Origin of the sequence: Buttiauxella agrestis (assembly GCF_900446255.1) — a bacterium.
Classification (GTDB): domain Bacteria; phylum Pseudomonadota; class Gammaproteobacteria; order Enterobacterales; family Enterobacteriaceae; genus Buttiauxella; species Buttiauxella agrestis.
This window is the reverse complement of the sequence record NZ_UIGI01000001.1, coordinates 877,518-893,988: the sequence shown is the minus strand read 5'-3', so window position 1 is coordinate 893,988 and position 16,471 is coordinate 877,518. Positions and strand designations below refer to the sequence as shown.

General features: G+C 49.0%; 10 protein-coding genes. 5 read left to right on the top strand and 5 right to left on the bottom strand.

Annotation, left to right across the window (positions count from 1 at the left end):
- Positions 1 to 18: 18 nt before the first annotated feature.
- The 5 genes from DY231_RS04305 to DY231_RS04285 form a co-directional block, all read right to left on the bottom strand.
- Complete coding sequence (locus DY231_RS04305; protein ID WP_115627405.1) at positions 19 to 2,154, bottom strand: hybrid sensor histidine kinase/response regulator; 2,136 nt, start codon at positions 2,152 to 2,154, stop codon at positions 19 to 21.
- Positions 2,155 to 2,162: 8 nt separating this feature from the next.
- Entirely contained in the window at positions 2,163 to 3,590 is a 1,428-nt protein-coding gene (locus tag DY231_RS04300) for a CheR family methyltransferase (RefSeq protein ID WP_115627404.1), read from the bottom strand.
- Positions 3,587 to 4,654 (bottom strand): chemotaxis protein CheB, encoded by a 1,068-nt coding sequence (locus DY231_RS04295; RefSeq protein WP_115627403.1) that lies wholly within the window; start codon positions 4,652 to 4,654, stop codon positions 3,587 to 3,589. The genes DY231_RS04300 and DY231_RS04295 overlap by 4 nt, the downstream gene beginning before the upstream one ends.
- A complete protein-coding gene (locus DY231_RS04290; protein ID WP_034498138.1) occupies positions 4,641 to 6,740 on the bottom strand; it encodes a methyl-accepting chemotaxis protein in 2,100 nt (699 codons plus the stop codon). Before DY231_RS04290 ends, DY231_RS04295 begins: the two co-directional genes overlap by 14 nt.
- A gap of 65 nt (positions 6,741 to 6,805) precedes the next feature.
- Positions 6,806 to 8,998, bottom strand: coding sequence for a sensor domain-containing phosphodiesterase (locus DY231_RS04285; RefSeq protein ID WP_115627402.1), 2,193 nt, complete (start codon positions 8,996 to 8,998; stop codon positions 6,806 to 6,808).
- Positions 8,999 to 9,752: 754 nt separating this feature from the next.
- On the opposite strand from DY231_RS04285, the gene DY231_RS04280 reads away from it, so the two are divergent.
- The 5 genes from DY231_RS04280 to lapD all read left to right on the top strand — a co-directional run bounded on the left by DY231_RS04280 (position 9,753) and on the right by lapD (position 16,392).
- Entirely contained in the window at positions 9,753 to 11,948 is a 2,196-nt protein-coding gene (locus tag DY231_RS04280) for a putative bifunctional diguanylate cyclase/phosphodiesterase (protein ID WP_115627401.1), read from the top strand.
- A complete protein-coding gene (locus DY231_RS04275; RefSeq protein WP_115627400.1) occupies positions 11,938 to 12,852 on the top strand; it encodes a transporter substrate-binding domain-containing protein in 915 nt (304 codons plus the stop codon). Before DY231_RS04280 ends, DY231_RS04275 begins: the two co-directional genes overlap by 11 nt.
- A gap of 1 nt (position 12,853) precedes the next feature.
- Positions 12,854 to 13,714 carry a transporter substrate-binding domain-containing protein gene (locus tag DY231_RS04270; RefSeq protein WP_115631761.1) on the top strand — a complete coding sequence of 287 codons (861 nt, stop codon included), beginning with the start codon at positions 12,854 to 12,856 and terminating at the stop codon, positions 13,712 to 13,714.
- 89 nt (positions 13,715 to 13,803) lie between these two features.
- Positions 13,804 to 14,442 carry a cysteine protease LapG gene (gene lapG / locus DY231_RS04265; RefSeq protein ID WP_115627399.1) on the top strand — a complete coding sequence of 213 codons (639 nt, stop codon included), beginning with the start codon at positions 13,804 to 13,806 and terminating at the stop codon, positions 14,440 to 14,442.
- A gap of 9 nt (positions 14,443 to 14,451) precedes the next feature.
- On the top strand, positions 14,452 to 16,392 hold the full coding sequence (gene lapD / locus DY231_RS04260; RefSeq protein WP_115627398.1) for a cyclic di-GMP receptor LapD: 1,941 nt from the start codon (positions 14,452 to 14,454) through the stop codon (positions 16,390 to 16,392).
- Positions 16,393 to 16,471 lie beyond the last annotated feature (79 nt).

The window sequence follows — 16,471 nt, the reverse complement described above, 5'->3', positions numbered from 1 at the left end:
TTTTCTCACTTAGCGCCGTCAGCACAACAGCATCTTTAATGTTTCTATAAGACTATCTTGCTCAAAATCACCCTTGGCGATGTAAGCATCCGCGCCGACCTGAATGCCCCGGCGGCGGTCTTCTTCTTTTGCCCTGGAGGTGACGATAATTATCGGAATATGTTGATAATTTTCTTCAGCGCGAAGTGCTTTAGTCAGTGAGAATCCATCCATTACTGGCATTTCGACATCCGTCAGAACGGCGTCAAATTGCGTTAAGCGCGCTTTTTGTAAACCTGAGAATCCATCTTCAGCGAGCGTGACTTGATAACCGTGCGCTTCCAGCACGTTTTTCTCAATTTCACGGGTGTTCAGGGAATCATCAACGATCAACACATGCCAGGAGTTTTGTCGAACCTCCGGCTTATGCGCGGCCGTTCGTGGCTGCCCCTGCTTTTGCGCCATTTCCATCAGCACCGGTACCTGCAAAACGCTCACCAGTTGGTTATCCGCGGTGAGCACCATGCCGGAGACCAGAGCCTGGTGCTGCATATGTTTCGGCAGGGGTTTTATCATCATGTTGCGTTCGTCGAGCAGGTTATCCACCAGCATCGCCATCTTGCCGAACTGATTCTGAATAATGATCAGCAGCAAACTGGTCGCCACGGGCGTAGGGGTCTGGCTGCCGTGTCGGTCATTAATACGCAGTATCTCGGCGGCGGAAATCACCGGAATAAACTCGTTATGCAGAATGATGGCCGGACGGTCAGCAATATCGCGAATCTCTTCGCGAGAACATTTCACCACTTCGACCACATATTGCGCCGCAAGACCAAACAGGTGGTTTTGCTGCTCAAACTGCAAAATACGCATCATCGCCAGTGAAATCGGCAGCCTGATAACAAAGGTGGTGCCCTGGCCTGGGCGGCTGTGAACCTGAAGCGTGCCTTGCAAATCGGTGACAATAGTTTTGCGAACGATATCCAGCCCTACGCCGCGTCCCGAAAGCTCCGTGACAATTTTGCTGGTCGAAAAACCGGGGTGGAAAATCAGCTCGTTACATTCCAGCTCTGAAAGCTGGTCAACCACATCGGCGCTCACCAGGCCGCGAGCAACCGCCTTGGCACGAATCGCCGGGTAATCCAGGCCGCGACCGTCATCTTCGACGCGCAACAAAATGCCGCGTCCGTCTTGCTGTGTGGTCAATGTGATAGTGCCGCGCGCCGATTTCCCGGCAGCCAGTCGCTCTGGCGCTTCGCAAAGCCCGTGATCGACTGCGTTGCGCAGCAGATGCGTTAACGGCTCAGAAAGTCGGTCGATTAACTGCCGGTCAATTTCCACTTCGCCGCCCAGAATCCGGCAGTCCACCTGCTTATTGAGCGAAGCCGCAAGTTCACGCACCTGCTGTGAAACAGGCTCGAACAGCATGGAAACCGGAAGCATGCGAATCGTGGTGGCGACGTCATACAGTTCGTACATCTGGAGATGCTGAACCTGGAAATCTTCTTTTAGCTGGCGGCTAAATTGCAGGATTTCCTGGCGGAGTTGGTCAGCATCCATATGGGCCAGGCGCGGCCCAATGTTCGACAGGCTTTGAACCTGCTGCTCCAGGCGGTCATGGCTGGCAACCACTTCGCCGAGAATATTAATCAGGTCATCGAGCTTTTCGAGTTTGACGCGCACCGAACCGGCTTGTTTGAGTCCGCTTTCTGCGATATCGAGCGCCACAATGGGTTTTTCCGCCGGTACGACTTTTACCTGCACCGGTTCGTCGCCCATTTCGCCACGGCTGGCACGCGCCAGACGCTCGCATAATTGTGCGTCTGCCGGGGGCAAGTTGTTAGTGCCTTCGCTGGCGGTCAACTGGTCGAGTTGCCTGGAGATGTCATCCGTAGCCTGCAAAATCAGCGTGCCGAGGTTTTGGTCGGGTTCGAGTTTCTTATCGCGCAGCTCGCTTAAGATCTCTTCAAGCTGATGGGTAACATCGGCGATGCTTTGCAGTTTCAGCATACGCGCGCCCCCTTTCAGGGTATGGGCTGCACGGAACATCTCACCGATTTGTGCATCAACGTTTTCACCCGATGAGAGCGAAAACGCCCCTTCTTTCACGGTCTGCAAATGGCCGTTTGCTTCATCGATAAAGCGCAGCACAAATTTTTTAAGATCGATTGCCATACGGTTCTCTAAATCCCATCCTGACTGGTGAACTGCGCCAACTGATGTTCACAAAGAAAACGAAACGAATTACTCGGGAACGACAAGGGCAGCCGCAACGAACTGGCGTTGGCCGTCGTATTGTTCATTTCCGCGTTGAGTAATTGCAGAGTGATGCGGTAGGTTCGCTGCGCCGGGCGATGCAATTCACTTTGCCGATACATTTCCGCCAGGTAGTAATGCGCGGGCCAATACCCAGGCTGTTGATAAACCACCTGTTTAAACCAGGCAATCGCCTGTTGTGTGTGGTGCTGCCACATCATGGCCAACCCCAGCAGCATTTTCGCTTCCGCTGACCACTCATCAAGTTCGAGGACATGCTGCGCACTGAGCGCGGTTTGTTCGAACTCGCATTTTTCCAGCGCAATCGCGCCTTTAATCACCAACGCTTCCTGGTTATCAATATCGCTATCGAGCACCTGGCTAATCCACTCTTCGGCTTCGATAAAACGTTTGTCAGCCACACACGCAAGCGCCTTTTTAATCCAGCTATCGCACTGCTGCACAGAGGGAACCGATGCGGCCACAAAAGGGGCCTGGGCCGGAATCACCGGCGTGATAATCCTGGGTGCAACGCTTGCCGCCGGAGGCTGGAGGCGCGATGTTTTCGGCTGGCAGAAATAGAAATGCCCGCTCTCTTGTTTGAGTTTTAAGATGCCAAAATTATTGGCGAGCGTTTCCGCATTCCCAAAGAACAGCGCGCCATCGGGTTGCAGAATGTTCAGCAAATTAAAATGCAGCAGTCGCCGCGTTTCGACATCAAAGTAAATGGAGACGTTGCGCAGCAAAATAATGTCGAATTGGGGTTGGAGTTGTTCTTTGACAATATTCGAGCGATGGAACGTCACTTTTTCGCGGATCACATCGTGTAACTGAAATTGATTCCCGTGGCGCGTGAAATACGTTTGCTGCAATAGCGGGTCAACGCCGCGAAACGAGTAGCTGGAATAACTCGCCGCGCGGGCTTTCTCCAGAATTTTAACGTCGATATCGCAGCCGTGAATTTCCACGCTTCGGGCAAATTTATCGTGATATTTCTGGTGGAGCTTTATTGCCAACGAGTAGGCTTCTTCGCCAGATGAACAGCCTGCACTCAGAATGCGTATCGGGCCGCCCTTCTGCTCAAGCATGCGCGGCACCAGCTTTTCACAGACGATATCCAACACTTCCGGCTCGCGGAAAAAGTAAGTTTCATTGATAGTGAGCAGGCTTAACAGCTTGTCGAATTCGACGCTCGAGACGCAAAGTTTCTCGTAATATTCAGCGCTACTTTCTTTTCCCCGCTCGGAGATACGCTGATGCAAAGCGGCATTCAGCAACCCTTCCATGCCGTTGTAAAAATGCAGGCCGACACGGTCTTTAATAAGATCTTTAAAGGCTGCAATATTGGGGATCATAAGCGTTTCCCTTCAAAATGCCGGGGATGGGCCATCGCCAGTAACGTCGCGGCGAGCTGCTCCAGCGGTAAAATTTTGTGGATCACGTTCTTATCAATGGCGAATTTATTCATACCAAACACCACCGACGTCACCTCATCCTGAGCCAGCGTTTTACCGCCCTTCTGGAAAATCGCTTCGATTCCCCGGCAACCATCACTGCCCATGCCCGTCATAATGAGACCGACCGCTTTTTCACGATAAACCTCAGCCACGGACTCCAGCAGCAGGTTGCAGCTTGGGTGATACACATCGCTGGCCTGGCGTGCGACAGCCGCTAAACGATGGTTTTTTTTCACCACCAGATGCTGTTCAGGCGGCAGAATGTAGACCCGCCCTGCGGTTAAAACGTCATTCACTTGCGCCAGTTGCACCTGCAGCTCGGTGATGCCATCCAGCCATTGCACCATGCTGGTCGCGAAACCGTCGGCAATATGCTGCGCGATAATTATCGGGCATGGGAAAATGCCCGGTAGCGCCTGTAACAATTTGCTCAGTGCCTGCGGGCCGCCCGTGGAACAGGCAATCGCCAGCACAAACGGCCATTCGTGGTGCTCGGGTTGAGCGATTTCAGGGATCGGCGCGGTTTTCGCCGCCCCGTCTGCATGATGCCGTAGCCCCTGAATGTGGCGAATCACCTTCACTCCCACCAGCATTTCCACCTGACGATGTAACGCTTTCGTCGCCTGCACCGACTCGCCAGGGTTGCAGACCACCGCCAACGCGCCGCGGGTGATAAATTCCGCATCCCACTGCGCATCGGCGTAGTAACGCATCACCATGATCGGAATGGCGCAGGTCGCCATAATCGTTTCCACTGTTTCGACGTTTTCACGACCCGGCGCGCCTAATGTCAGCACCAGAAGCTGCGGAGCCATCTTTTGCACCAGGCTCGCCGCTTGTTCGCGATGAACGGATTGCCCCACCACTTCGATGCTTTTATTAATCTCAAGCTGTCGAATCAAATCATTGCGCGACGAGCCGCCATGATCGACGATCAGCACGCGGATTTTAGGCCTGCACATCAGAGCCATCCGTCAGTTTGAAAGACTGTGAGGCCTGATTTAGCTCATTGGAAAGTTGAGTCATATCCTGGCTGATAGACAGAATGTCTTTAATCGATTGCGAGGTGTAATTACTGGCCACCACGATCTCACGCAGCGCCATAACCACCTGATTGCTTGCCGTTTTCTGCTGCTGCGTAGAGAGTGAAATCTGCATGGCGGCGGTAGAAGTTTGCTCGGCGGTCGCAACGATATCATGCAGACGATCGGCGCTGACTTTGCAGGCTTTAGTACCCGCTTTAATGCTGTTACTGCCTTTCTCGGCGTTGAGCACCAGGCGGTTAATCGAGTTCTGAATTTCGCTGATTTTGTTCTCAATCTCGAAAGTCGATTCCGTTACGGAGTCCGCCAGGCGACGGATTTCTGCGGCGACCACAGAGAAACGTTTACCCGATTCACCCGCACTTGCCGCTTCAAGGGCTGCGTTAAACGCGATGAGTTTGGTTTGGTCCGCAACGTTATTGATGATAATCATCACGCGGCTGATCTCTTTGGACTTGTTACCCAACATCATGATTTCACGCATGCTTTGCTGGTTGTCACTGTCGATGTCGGCCATACGAGTGAGCAGTTCGCCCATCGAATCAGAGCCTTTGTTGCAGTCATCAAGCGTGACATTGGCGATATCCACCACCGCACGAGAATGCTCGGCAATTTGCGTTGAGGAGGCCGAAAGTTCTTCCATCGTCGAGGTGATTTCTGCCACTGAAGATGAAGTTTCCACGCTGGTCGAGGCCTGGCCATCTACCGCTTCGGTGATATTTAAAGCCGCTTCATGAACGCGGCGGGCATGTGAAACCACTCCCCCCACTAACGCGTGCAACGACTGACGCATCTTTTCGTTCGCACTGAGCAAATCACCGATCTCATCGTTGTGATCAACCTGCACATTCACCGTCAGGTCGCCCTGGGCAATAGATTGCGAAATTCGCAGCACTTTATTTAAACGGCGTGAAATCAGAATACGGCTGGTGGCGGCAATCAAAATCAAAATCACCGGCATTAACAGCACGCTGAACATCAGCAGACTGTTACGCACCAGATTGCTGCTGCGGGCAACATCATCGACATAACTGGTGGTGGAAATAATCCAGTTAATGCCATCGATATATTCAAATACCGCAACACGTTTGCGCGGCGCCGCGCCGTAACCGCTCACGGTTTCGTAATAAACCGTGCCATTTTTAAGCGCCATAATATCGGCATAACGCTTGTAGCCATGGGCGTCGGTAATGTTTTCTACATGCTGGTTAGCCAGGGTTGGGTGCGCCACCATCATGCCGGGGCTGAACCCCGCATCCAGCACGTATGCGTAGCCGCCTTCGCCAATATGAACCGCTAACAGCTCTTTAATCACCGGCTGCAGCGCCAGTTTAACGTCAAATCCAATCGCGACGGCACCCACCACCTGGCCGAATTTATCGGTAATAGGTTCGTAGTGGCTGATGAATTGTTTGCCATATATCGTCACCACACCTGAATAAGGTTTATTTTTAATCAGCCCCGCTAACGCCGGGTTGTCATGGCTCAGAACGGTGGATGTCGCTATTTTGCCTTCTTTGCCCTGGAGAGTGGTGGAGACACGAACAAATTGCTCGCCTTCACGAATAAAGGTCGAGGCAAATACGCTGGTTAATTCGGTGAAATGCGCATTAATACGTGTATCGCTTAATAAGGCTTTTAGCTCTTCAGTCCCTAATGAACGCAGCGGCACCGGAGACATATTCTGGTAGTTATTAATATAAACGTTGCTGTAACGTTCAGCGTCTCGGGTAACTCGTTTATATTCAGTAATGATATTGTTATGGAAGATACGCGTATTTGAACGCAAAACTTCCAGGGCGTTATCCTGTAGCTGTTTAGCTAAATAAGATGACAACAGGAAAGATGCGCCAATCAGCAGCACGGCGATGCAGGCAACCAGCATCAGCCCTAGCTTCATCGCCACCCCCACATGTAATTTATGCAGCCAGGATGTCAGAAAATTTTCGCTGCCCTTGGTTTCTTCCACATCTGAGGGGCGCTGTATTGTTAAAAATTTACGCATGGGTATCCAGTTATCTAAATAATGTGAAATGAATGCTTAATTAATGAATTTATTTATGCGTGTCGTTATATCAACGTCAGCAACGGCACTGGCTTACCAATGTGATATCCCTGAAGCCAGTCAACATTCATATTTTCCAGGCAGCGTTGAATTTTTTCATTCTCAACATATTCAGCGACAACCTGCATATTTTTCATTTTTGCAACATGGCAAAATGACTCAACAATGTAATGACTGACTTCGTTATCGGTAATTTCACGAATAAACGAGCCGTCTATTTTCAGAATATCGGCGCTGACATCCATCAGGCGAGCATGGCTCGAAAAGCCTGTGCCGAAGTCATCAATCGCCACACGGCAACCCAGGCTTTTGAGCGAGCGCACCGTATTTTGTGACTGCTCGGTATCTGACAGCGCATCCGCTTCTGTGATTTCAAAGATAATGCGATGCGGATCGACGTCGAACTCCGTCAGCAGTAACTGAACGTGATGAACGAAACTGGCGCGACACACAGTAACCGGGGCCAGATTGATAGAAAAACAGTGTTCCGGATGCAACTGCATGGTTTTCAGCGTATTTCTGATCACCCATAAGTCGATATCAGGCGCAAGCCCCGCTTCGGTTGCCACCGGTAAGAAACGATCCGGCGGAATAAACCGACCTTCTTCATCTAACATACGCAGCAGAATTTCGTGGTAGCGCGGCTCGCCACAGGTGCTGACGATCGGCTGCGCCATTAATACAAACGCGTCGTTATCCAGCGTTTTCTGCAATACGGTACGAATATCAGTGCGCCCAACGATATAGTTTTCATGAATACGGCTGGACTGCGCCTCTAGGTTTTCCGGTTTGCCGTTGACCAGCGAAAGCCCGGAAACAATGCCCAGTTTCCCGGTCAGGCTGTAGACATCGTTACAGAACTGCGTGGCCCGGCAATATCCCAGACCACTGCGAAACCCGAGCTGCTGATTGTTATGAGAATAGCGAAAGGTATTCGCCGATTTGTACAGAATGCTCAGTCTTCCCCAGCTAGGTTGCTCCAGCTTGAGCAGCAGCCCATAGCCCGCGTGGTAATAGACTTTCTCATCAACATTGAGCTTAAGGCGCAGATGCTCGGCCAGTTTTTTCTGGTATCTGGCGCGAAAGTGCAGCCCATAGCGACGCGAAAAAAGCTCCATTTCCGGCACCTGAATCAGGCACACCGTGGAGTCTGGAGAAGCCTGAATATCCGCTTTCAATGCCCGCAAATTGGGCATATTGGTCATCGGGTCCGTCAGACCCATATTCAGCAATTGCTCAATGCGCAGGGTGTTGAAACGGGCAAGCACGCCCATGATCACGATGGTGAGCGTGAAGATAAAAATAACCGTCGAGACCAGCACCTGATGCAACATAAAGTCGTCATTGACTGCGATGTAATTCACATTATTCTTCGCCAGCACAATCATCATCACAGTCCAGACCGGAGCCGTGAAAATATAACCAATGCGCACCGAGCTCCACAGCATCAGCGGGAATATCAGTACCAGGCTGTAGAACGTGAAGAAGATATTGTCTTTGAAGGGAATATTCAGACAAACCATCAGGATGAGGAGCGATATCGCCCATGCGGAAAAGCGAGTGTAACCGACGTTTTCTGATAGCTGGGCCAAAACTGACTTCAGGCAGACTGCGGCGTATTTCGGGCGGCAGATAATCCTTAACGCGGTGTAGAACAGAGGAATGCCCGTGATGCAGCCATTCATCACCCCCTGGATTCTGACCAGGGTTTCCGCGTTAAAAATGTGATCGCAAACCATTCCTGAACCCGTATGCGGCGTAGTCAGCAGGCAAATCACTTCACTTGAAAGCGTATTGATCACCGCATTGCACAGACAGAGCCAGATAATTCGCTGGGTCGTGAGCGTGATGCGCCCAAAACTTGATGCACTGCGCCAGCCTGTATACCGGGCGTAGAAGAAGTAACTGATGAATGCGGCAATCAGGTAGCCAAGCAGCTCGAAGGTTTCGGTTGAAGTACGGAACAGCAGGGAAAATACAGAGAGAAGCATCAGGCCGGGTACGGCTCTGTAACCAAACAGCACCAATACCGCAGAGATAGCCGCCAGTTCCAGGTCATAAACCACCAGCACCCGTCCATCGACAATAAGGTGGCTGCTGAGCAATTGGGCCAGTGAGTAAAGCAGGAACGGGAGAACCAGCGGGAAAACCCACCGTTTATTGGTATACGCTGTGCTGTTGCTGGCTGTAGAGTCCAAGTATTTAACCCGTTGCTTATGCTTAGTGTGCTATTTAGGTAGCAGGGTGAGTATATTGATTAATGGATAAAATCTTGCAGAAGACATAATGAAATAGAACAAACGTTATAATTAATTAACATTTACAACGATATTAAGAAGATCCCGCACGTATTAAAATCAAAACAAATACGAACAATTAATTAACAAGCGCCATTGGTTATTTTTAATGATTTAAATTATTAACAAACAAGAAAACGCGCTGACATTCTCAAATCCTTTTTAATTGTATTCATTTTGCACTCAAAAAAGAACTGCTACTTATAGGTAAAAATGGACATTAATTAATAATAAAACACTGTTAACTAACACACTGAAAATACACATAACCAACTGATTATAATCATAATTCTATTAAAGTTTCGTTATATGGGATTGCGTTAAAATGGTAATTGAAAGATAAAGTCGCTGTGTCACTAACGTCTTTATTTGATGAAAAGCTTAAAGAGAATCAATGAATCACTCAATTAGCGTTTAATCACTATTTTTTGTGATTGACTTGGTTATCCGGGTTATCTATAGTCCCGCCGCGTGTTTTGCCTTTATTTATTTCCTCATCAATAATGTTACATAATAGTTTGTTATTGGTGACGCAACGTCTGACACTCTTCATAAAAACTCACATAACAGCAACAGCCAGACAAAATATATCAATGCATTAATTTCAAATCATTAATTCAAGAATAATTCTTATTCATTAGGAAACCGACAATCTGTGGCTAAAAGTTTTTTCTCGCTTAAAAGCGTAAAAGGTTGGCACCATTCTATCGCCGGGAAAATAACCCAGTTTTTGCTGGCGGGAATCCTTATTGCTTTCGGGGCAGGTGCCTGTGCGGGTTGGGGTCTGATTGATAGCTTTTCGTACCAACAGTGGGTACATCAGGCTGAAGCGAATGCGCAAATAATTACGTACATCGTCCGCAATGTTTATACCAACGTCGCGGTGGGAACCAGTTCGACCGGCCAAATCACGCGTATTGTTTCGGAGCATAAAATCGGCGACCCGGACTCAGTGATTCAAACCGGTTATAACCCTGTCGATGTATTAGCTCTGGCCGCGGTGCAAACCCGTAACCCGACGTGGCTTTTCCTTTATACGCCAGAAAAAGACTTCCAGGGCATCAGCAATAATTCAGAATCAACAGAAGAAAAAATCAGCTTCAAAGGACAAAGAGCCACTGACGTCCTGGGGAATTACTACATTGGTTTTGCCTCGATTAACGGCCAGGATTGCTTTATCAGCGCCGTGCCTATTCTGACTCCATCAGGCGAAATTCTGGGTAGTTTAGTCAGCAGCATCGGCAATAAAAAACAGCTCTATGCCGCCTATGACGCGATGCTGAAGAAAACACTGATCATTCTGGCGCTAATTTTGTTAGGTACGCTGGCTCTGGTGACGCTGTTTATGCGCCGCCTGTTCCGCCCGGTACCGTTGCTCATCAACTCCCTGACCCGCATTGCCCACGAGCAAACCGACCTTATTACCCCTTATTTAGATCAGGATGACGAAATCGGCAGATTAGCAGCAGCGATTGAAAAACTCCGTATTGCGATGGTTGAACGCGATTACCTGCAAAGAATGCAGGATATGTCGCAAAAAATGGAGTACATGGCTCACCATGATTCGCTGACCGGCTTCCCGAACCGCGCTTCTTTTAGTCAGGCACTGGATAAATGCATTCGCGAAATGAATCAAAATGGGCAGCCTTTCAACTTGTTGCTGATCGATCTTGATAACTTTAAACCGGTCAACGACACCTTCGGCCACTCGGCGGGCGATGAAGTGCTGATCGGTGTCGCACAGCGCCTGTCCTTATTGCTCGGCCCAATGGACTTTGCTGCGCGGTTAGGCGGCGATGAATTTGCTATTTTGCAGAGTGTCCGGGAAGACAATTGCCAGGAAGCTGGAGCACTGTCGCAAAAAATCGTCCGCGCCTTGAGCATTCCGTTTACCTACGGCAGCCACTCTTTCGCCATCAGTTGTAGCGTGGGTATTGTCACCGCCCCTTCTCAGGGCAACAGCGCCACGACGCTGATGATCAATGCGGACCTGGCATTGTACGCGTCAAAACATAGCGGGCGCGGTTGCTACCACTTCTTTGAAGACGGCATGATGATGAAGCACACCAACAGTGTGTTCGTGAATCAGGAAATCATTAACGGCATTGATAATAATGAGTTCGTGCTGCACTACCAGCCTATTATCAATCTGGAAAATGAAACGGTTTGCGGTTATGAATCGCTTATCCGTTGGAATCATCCTACTAAGGGCCTGATATTCCCGGATTACTTCATTAATATTGCGGAAGAATCCGGCCTGATTATTCGTTTAGGCGAATGGATTATCCGACAATCCTGTATGGCTGCCGCGAAGTGGCCTGAGTCCACCAAAGTCGCGGTGAATATTTCGGCCTATCAATTACATGGCCCTGGCCTGATAGACATTATTGTTGATGCGTTAAAACAAAGTGGCCTGGCGGCTAACCGCCTCGAAATTGAAGTCACTGAATCAGAAAAACTGGATCAGTCTATTGCGTTGCCGGTATTCAGAAAAATTCGTGAAATGGGTATTTCTATTGCGATGGATGATTTGGGAACCGGATATGCGGCGTTGGATTACCTGCTTATTTATCCGTTCACCCGCATTAAAATCGCCCGTACCCTGATTATGAAACTGGAGCAAGAAAGTGCGAGCCAGTACCTGGTCGTGATGCTGATTCAATTTGCCCAGAAATATGGCATGAGCGTGACGGCAGAAGGGGTTGAGACGGAGCAGCAGCGGACTATTTTGCGCCGAATTTCTTGCCAGAATGTACAGGGTTACTATTACAGCCGCCCATTACCTGAGAAAGATCTGGAGCCGACGTTTGGCAATAAAGTCATCGACGGGGAAATCTGCGATGTCTGCTAAGTCATTATTTGCCTGTTTACCTGGCTTGATTGCCTCACTATTTTTGCTCAGTAGTCCGGTATGCCACGCACATGGCGTACACAGTAAAAACACACTGGATAAGATAGCCGAGACAAAGACAATTACGCTGGGTTATCAGGATGATGCATTTCCCTTTTCATACATTGAGGGGCAGCGTCCGGCGGGTTACTCCATTGATATATGCAATAAACTCGTTGATGCAATCAAAGTAAAACTGAAGCTGAAAGACCTTAAAGTTCGCTGGATAAAAAGCAGCACCGCGTCACAGTTCGTGCTCATTAAAAATCATGCGACTGATATCATGTGCATCCCTGCTTTTTATTCTGAATTGCGTCATCAAAAAGCCGAATTCTCGTTCCCATTTTTCTTCTCCAGCACGCGTTTCATTACTCGCAAAAATAACCATACCGATACCATTGACGACTTAGCCGGGCACAGTGTCCTGGTTAAAAGCGGCACTATTTATGTCGAGCAAATCCACACCATCAATAAAACGAACGATCTCAATTTAAATATTGAGCTTGATAACAATAACAAAGGTGCATTCCAGGAACTTCAAAGCGGTGAGTTACCGGCTTTGATTTCAAGTACGGCGATACTGAAAGGTATGATCGCGATGTCTCCGACGCCTGATGAGTTTGAAATTTCCGATCAGACGTTAAGCCCACCGATTCCCGCAGGCTTGTTGCTGCCGCTTGATGACAGTGAATTCAAAAATTTTCTCGATAACACGCTCAAAACACTTATTACCGGCAAAGATTTTCAGAAACTGTACCAACGATGGTTCCAGTCTCCTATTCCACCGAACGCTATTAATCTAAATATTCCAATGTCGGCGGAACTTAAAAAACTCACAACATCTACAACACTCTATGCGTACTAACATGAAAAAGTCATTTAACACCGGGCTCAAGGTTATTCTGAGGGCGTTGGCATTGTTACCTCTGATAATGGCTCCCAATTATCTCAGGGCCGATGGCACTTCTGCCACGCTTGATAATATTAAAGAAAGTAATGCGTTAAACATTGGTTATCGTCAACTTGAGCCTTTCTCTTTTCGGGATGTGGATGGCAAAGTGACCGGGTACACCATCTCCCTATGCAATATGATTGCTGATGAATTGCGTATTTCTCTGGGTAAAAAGAATCTCGCCGTTCATTACATTCCTACTCTATTTACCGAACGCGTGAACTCACTTAACGCTGGTAAAATAGATTTGGATTGCAGCGTTAACACCGATGCGCCAGAGCGGAAGAAAAGCGTCTCCTTCTCTGTTGATTATTTTGTCGCCCATATGCGTATTATTTCGCTGCGCCAGAATAATATCCATACGCTTGAAGACTTAAAAGGCCGCACCGTCAGCGTGCCGCGCGGTTCTAAAGATTTGTTAGAGTTCAATCGAGTGAACCGTGAGAAACATCTGAGTATCTCGATAATCACTTCAGATACTGTGCAAGATGCATTTGATATGATGGCGCAAAAACGTACTGCCGCGATCATTCTCGATGACATCCTGGCGTATCCTATTATCAATCAAAATGAGCATCCTGAAGATTTCTCTGTTTCCCAGGACGTTGTGGGTGAAAAAATGAAATATGCCATTATGATGAGGAAGGAAGACCCACAGTTTGTTGCTTTTGTAGATAAGACACTTGGGCGCATCTTTGAATCACCCGTCAATACTCAGTTGACTCACAAGTGGCTGACTCAAAAAGTGATGCCGAAAAACCTACAGCGAAACTAAACAGTTATTGGCTCTATTCGGATGTGTAATTGAACTCAGTCAGGTTATTTTTTCGCACCAGGTTATTAGCGCCTCTGATTTTTTCTGGTGTGCTGTTGTTACTATTGGCGGGAGGCTCTTTACGTGCAGCCTGGGATTTCACGACCATTCAACAACGTGCCGACCAACTCTATGGCCCGGCAACGAAGGAAGGTGAGCTGCGTATAAATGCCTGGCAGCAACTGTTATTGAACCAACGGAGCCAAACTGAACTCGCACAATTAAATGCGGTGAATCGTTTTTTTAACCAGCAATTGCATTACCGTGAAGATATTGAAATCTGGAATAGCACTGATTATTGGGCAACGCCCGTAGAATCACTGCGCAAAGGCGAAGCAGATTGCGAAGATTATGCGCTCGCTAAATATTTCACATTACGTCACTTAGGTGTTTCAGGAGAAAAGTTACGTATTACCTACGTTAAAGCATTACGTCTGAATCGGGCGCATATGGTATTAACCTGGTACTCGTCACCGGAGGCTATTCCCATCGTTCTTGATAGTCTGACGGATAACATTTTACCTGCAACACAGCGCTCGGATTTATTGCCTGTTTATTCCTTTAATGATAGCGGGTTGTGGTTACCAGGAAGTCAGAATAATAAACGTGTCGGGGATAGTAAGCGTCTTTCTCGATGGCAGGATGTGTTGAAAAAAATGCGGGAAGAAGGATTCCCGATTGATGAATAGGATAAACCTGTGTCACTTTTCAAACAGCTTCTAATAGCTATCTTTCTATTTATGCTGATCATCTTCAGCGGTAGTTTTATTGTGAATCTCGAAAGTTCCCGGGAGCAATACAATAACCAACTGCTTTCTCACGCGCAGGATGCCGCGACCGCATTGGGCCTTTCGCTCACCCCACACGTTGACGATCCCGCGATGATCGAGTTAATGGTCAGTTCAATTTTCGATAGCGGCTACTACGATGCCATCCGTGTCATCGATCAGTCGAGCGGCAAAACGATTCTTGAGCGCAGCGCGTCGTTGTCGATTCCCGAAGTGCCGGGCTGGTTTGTCGCCCTGGTGAATGTGAAACCGCAAGCCGGTGAAGCGACGATTATGCGGGGCTGGCAGCAGGCGGCGCGCGTCGAAGTCCTGAGCAACCCGGTGTTTGCTATCAAGCGCTTATGGGAAAGCACGCTGGCAAACCTGCTGTGGATGCTGGCCTGTTCCGCGGTTTGTATTCTGGCGGGTGCCGCACTTTTGCGCCGCCAGTTACGCCCGCTCAATTATATGGTGAAACAGTCCCAGGCGATTACCCGCCGCGAATATCTCACTCAGCTCGATTTACCGAAAACGCCGGAGTTGCGCCGCGTTGTGGAGGCCATGAACCTGATGGTCGCTAAACTTAAGTCACTGTTTGAAGATCAGGCCGAGCACAGCGAACGTCTGCACAATGAGGCCTATCTCGATAGCCAAACCGGTATCGCTAACCGTCGCGCTTTCGACTTGCAAATGCAGACCCGCTTAAGCGATGAAGAATCGGCATCTGGCTATTTGCTGTTATTGCGCATTCAGGATCTCGGTGGCCTGAACCAACGTTTTGGCGGCCCGCATACCGATAACTTGCTGAAGCATGTTGCCGATATGATGAATGTTGTGAAGAACCAACATGCCCATGCCGACAGCATTCTTGCCCGCATTCGCGGTGGTGAATTCGCCCTGCTTTGCCCAGGCGTGACGCACAATGAAATGCTGACTTTGCAGAACTCGCTTAGTCAGCAACTTGCCGCCTTCTACGCAACCGGCATGTCTGACATTAACCCGGTCGCGCATACGGGAATGGTGCCGTTTAGTTATGGGGATTCCCCGCAGTCGCTGATTGTTCAGGCCGACCGCGCATTGATGGAAGCCGAAACCCATACCACGCATCAGACCAACCTGTTCCCTGTGGTTCAAACTGATGCAGCCAATGAAGATCAGCATCTGTGGTTTATGCGTCTTGAGAATGCACTGAGCAAAGAGCAGTTCCAGTTATTCTTCCAGCCGGTTGTGGACTGCAAAAACATACAAAAAGTGATTCATTACAAAGTGCTGTCGCGCATCGTCGATGAAAAAGGCAACAGCATTCCTGCCGGTCGTTTCCTGCCGTGGATCCACCGATTTGGCTGGAGCCAACGCCTTGATCGGGTGATGTTGAGTCTGACGTTGAAGCAGTTGAAAAACTATCCGGGTTATCTGGCGCTCAGTCTGTCAGGAAGTTCTCTGGCAAATGACTCCACTATCAAGCAGTTGCTTAACCCACTGAAGACGAACCCGCAGCTTGCCGGTCGTTTAATTCTGGAGCTGGACGAGAACCAACTGCCGGAACCTGAACAAATGGAAGTGTTTATCAAGTCGCTGAATCATTTTGGCTGCCGCCTTGGCCTGCAACACTTCGGTAGCCGCTTCGATATGATTGGGCACCTGTCGCAATGGGGCCTGGCGTACCTGAAAATTGATTCCAGCTATATCCGCCACATTGATATTGAGAGCGATAAACGCTTGTTTATTGACGTGTTACACAGCGCAACCAACAATATTGATCTGCCGCTGATAGCCGAGCGTGTTGAAACCGAAGGGGAGTTGCGCGTGCTGCAAGAAGTGGGGATTTATGGCGCGATGGGACAGCTACTCGGCGAACCGGCACCGTTTTAACCTGTAAAAAAATGGTGGATGAGGCTTCGCTTATCCACCCTATGAAACCCAGCGCGTAGGGCGGGCAAGCGTAGCGCCC